This is a genomic window from Micromonospora matsumotoense (assembly GCF_900091525.1).
Lineage (GTDB): Bacteria > Actinomycetota > Actinomycetes > Mycobacteriales > Micromonosporaceae > Micromonospora > Micromonospora matsumotoensis.
This window is the reverse complement of record NZ_FMCU01000002.1, coordinates 376,265-379,313: the sequence shown is the minus strand read 5'-3', so window position 1 is coordinate 379,313 and position 3,049 is coordinate 376,265. Positions and strand designations below refer to the sequence as shown.

General features: G+C 73.2%; 2 protein-coding genes. Both read right to left on the bottom strand.

Going from position 1 to position 3,049, the window contains the following annotated elements; all coding sequences use genetic code 11:
- Window positions 1-560: 560 nt before the first annotated feature.
- Window positions 561-1,841, bottom strand: coding sequence for a multidrug effflux MFS transporter (locus GA0070216_RS05440; protein WP_245722318.1), 1,281 nt, complete (start codon window positions 1,839-1,841; stop codon window positions 561-563).
- Window positions 1,842-1,976: 135 nt separating this feature from the next.
- Entirely contained in the window at window positions 1,977-2,954 is a 978-nt protein-coding gene (locus GA0070216_RS05435) for a siderophore-interacting protein (protein ID WP_218108133.1), read from the bottom strand.
- Window positions 2,955-3,049 lie beyond the last annotated feature (95 nt).

Below are 3,049 nucleotides of genomic sequence, written 5' to 3'. Positions count from 1 at the left end.
GTGTCACGAGCACGACTGCGTCGACCCGCTGCGCGGGACTACGCTTTCGGTGACTGCCACTTAGCACGGTTGCGGATTGCAGATGTGGTCTAGGGGTTCAAATCCTCTGGTAGTCGCCAACAGTGACAGGGCGGGCCCACTGGGCCCGCCCTGTTCGCCATCTGCCGCCGACGCCCCCGGTGTCGGCCCGGGCCGACACCGTCCGTGGGCCTCCACCGGCCCCCCGTCGGCAGGGCCGGCGCGGTCGGCCAGGTCGCCCGCGCCGCCGCCGAGGCCGCCGGACGCCCCCTGGCGTCGGCGGCCGCCGACGCCAGCAGCTCCCGGCTGCCGTACTCGGACGACAGCTGGACGAGCGACGTACGGGTGCCGGCCGGCAGATCGGCCAGTTGACGCCGGGCTGCCGGCCAGTCACCGTCGCGCAACGCCGTACGCGGCGGCACCAGCTCCAGGTAGGCCACGGCCGGACCCGTGGTGAAGTCGGGAGGGGCGGTCTTCCGCGCATCCTACGAGATCAACTTCACCGTGGTGGTACCCGAATCGAGCTGTCCGGCCGGTGCCCGTCAGTGCACGGCGACGACCGCCGAGTTCGGCTCCAGGTCGACGAGCCGGGACGGTCGCACCACGAGGAACAGCACCGCCAGTGCCGCCACCATGCCACCGGCCACCACCAGCGCCATCGCCACCGCGCCGTTGCCCAGCACCCCCACCATCGGCGCGGCCACCGCACCGACGCCGAACTGCACGGCACCGAGCAGGGCCGACGCGGTGCCGGCCGCCTCGCCGTGCCGGGACAGCGCCAGCGCCGGGGCGTTCGGCATCGCCAGTCCGGCCGCCGCCAATACCACCCAGAGCGCCACCAACAGGGCAGGCAACCCACCGAACCCGGTCGCGGCGAAGGCCAGCAGCACCAGCCCGGCCAGCGTGCCGATGCTCAGTGAGGTGACCAGGATGCGCTGCGGTGAGTGGCGACGCAGCAGCCGCACGTTGTACTGGGCCGCCCCGATCAGGCCCACCGCGCCCGCCCCGAACGCCAGCGCGAACTGCTGCTCGTCGAGCCCGTACCCCTCCTGGAGGACGAAGGACGAGCCGGCCACGTACGCGAACAGCGCCGCCATGGCCAGGCCGGCGACCAGGACGAGCCCGACGAAGGTGCGGTCGCGCAGCAGCGAACCGTACAGGCCCACGGTCGTCCACGCGCCGCCGCGTTGGCGACGCTCGGCCGGCAGGGTCTCGGGCAGGCCGACCACGGCGACCACGACGAGCAGCACGCCGAAGACCGCCAGCGTCACGAAGACACCCCGCCAGTCCGTCCAGCGCAGCACCCCACCGCCGAGGGTGGGGGCGAGGATCGGTGCCGCGCCCATCACCAGCAGCAGCCGGGAGAGCAGGGTGGCGAACGCGGTGCCGCTGAACAGGTCACGCAGCACCGCCATCGCGACCACCGTGGCGGCGGCGACGCCGAGGCCCTGCACCACCCGCAGCGCGCCGAGAACGGCGATGTGGTGAGCGACGACGCAGAGCGCCGATGCCACGATGTGCACGGCGAGGCCGGCGATCAGCGGGCCACGTCGTCCGACGGCGTCGGAGAGCGGTCCGATCAGCAGTTGGCCGATGGCCAGCCCGGCGAGGGTGCCGGTGAGGGTCAACTGGACCGCCGCCGAGGTGGTGGCGAAGTCGGCGGCGATGGCGGGCAGCGCCGGCAGGTACATGTCGATGGTCAGCGGGCCGATGGCGATCAGCGAGCCGAGGACGAGAACGAGCTGCACCCGCTGCCGGCGGGTCATCAGGTCACCCGGCGTCGGCGCGGTCTTCGACAGCTGGTCGTGGACGACATCGGTCATCGGGAAAGCTCCGCCCGGTCGTGGTGCGGCCGGGTGGAAGAGAGTGCGACAGTCACACCTGGCTTCAAATCCGGATCCGCTGGTCTGATTCCCGCTCCACCGAGAGGTAACGCGGGTCACAGCCGATGGTCACGCTCAGGCCGGGTCCACCCGGCCGAGCCGCCAGTACCCCATGAAGGCGACCGCGCGACGGTCCATGCCGCGTTCGGTGACCAGGTGCCGGCGCAGCGCGCGGATGACTCCGGCCTCGCCGGCCAGCCAGGCGTAGACCGGCACCGGCGCGGTCGGGGTCGGCACCTCCCAGAGCGGGGTCCGGTCGGCATCGACGTCGACGTTGGCGTCGATGCCGACGTGGGAGTTCGGGCCGGCGGGGAGCCCGCCGGTGCGGGAGAGCAGGCGTCGGGCCGCCGAGGCGACAGCGGGCAGCAGCCGACTGCCGTGGCCGCCGCCGTCGCGGGCCAGCCAGTCGACCGTGACACCGGGCGGGGCGACGACCGGCAGCACGTCGGCCCGGTCCGGCACCTCCAGCAGCACCTGGCCCCGGGCGTCGAGGGGCAGGCGTTCCAGGATGGCGCTGATCGCTGGCACGGCGGTCTCGTCACCGGCCAGCAACAGCCGACCGGCGGCCGGCGGGCGGAACTCGATGCCGCCGTGGTCACCGTGGTAACCGGCGTCGGGCCCGAGAAGGCCGGCCTCGTCGCCGGGACGGGCGCGCAGCGCCCACCGACCGGCCGGACCGCTGTCGCCGTGCAGCACCAGGTCGATGTCCACCTCGCTCAGGTGCGGCCGGACCGCCCGGACGGTGTACGTGCGGAGGGGACAGCGCTCGTCCTCGGGCAGCGCACGCCAGTGCGTGTACCAGTCGACGCCGCCGGGCAGGTGCACGCCGGGCCGGCCGGGCAGCGGCAGCACCAGCTTGATCCGCTGGTCGTAACCGTTGTCGGCGAACCGGTCGAGATCCGGGCCGGTGAAGGTGACCCGCAGGAAGGACGGGCTGAGCCGGCGCGCCGCGCGTACCTGCACGTCGAACAGCCGCCACGGGGTGACGGGTAGGGTCCCGGTGCTGGTGGCGTGGTGGGGCGTCCCCGCCGGACGAACTCGATCACTAAGCACGTAGGTGAGGCTAACCTAACCAAGAAGATGAATGGCGACATGGGCCGGCTCACCCCCGTTCGGGGGACGCCGCCGCCTCGGCACCGCGCTCAGGC

Coding starts and splice junctions, on each gene's coding strand:
- GA0070216_RS05440 (WP_245722318.1), bottom strand. CDS start 1,841: ATGACCGATGTCGTCCACGACCAGCTGTCGAAGACCGCGCCGACGCCG.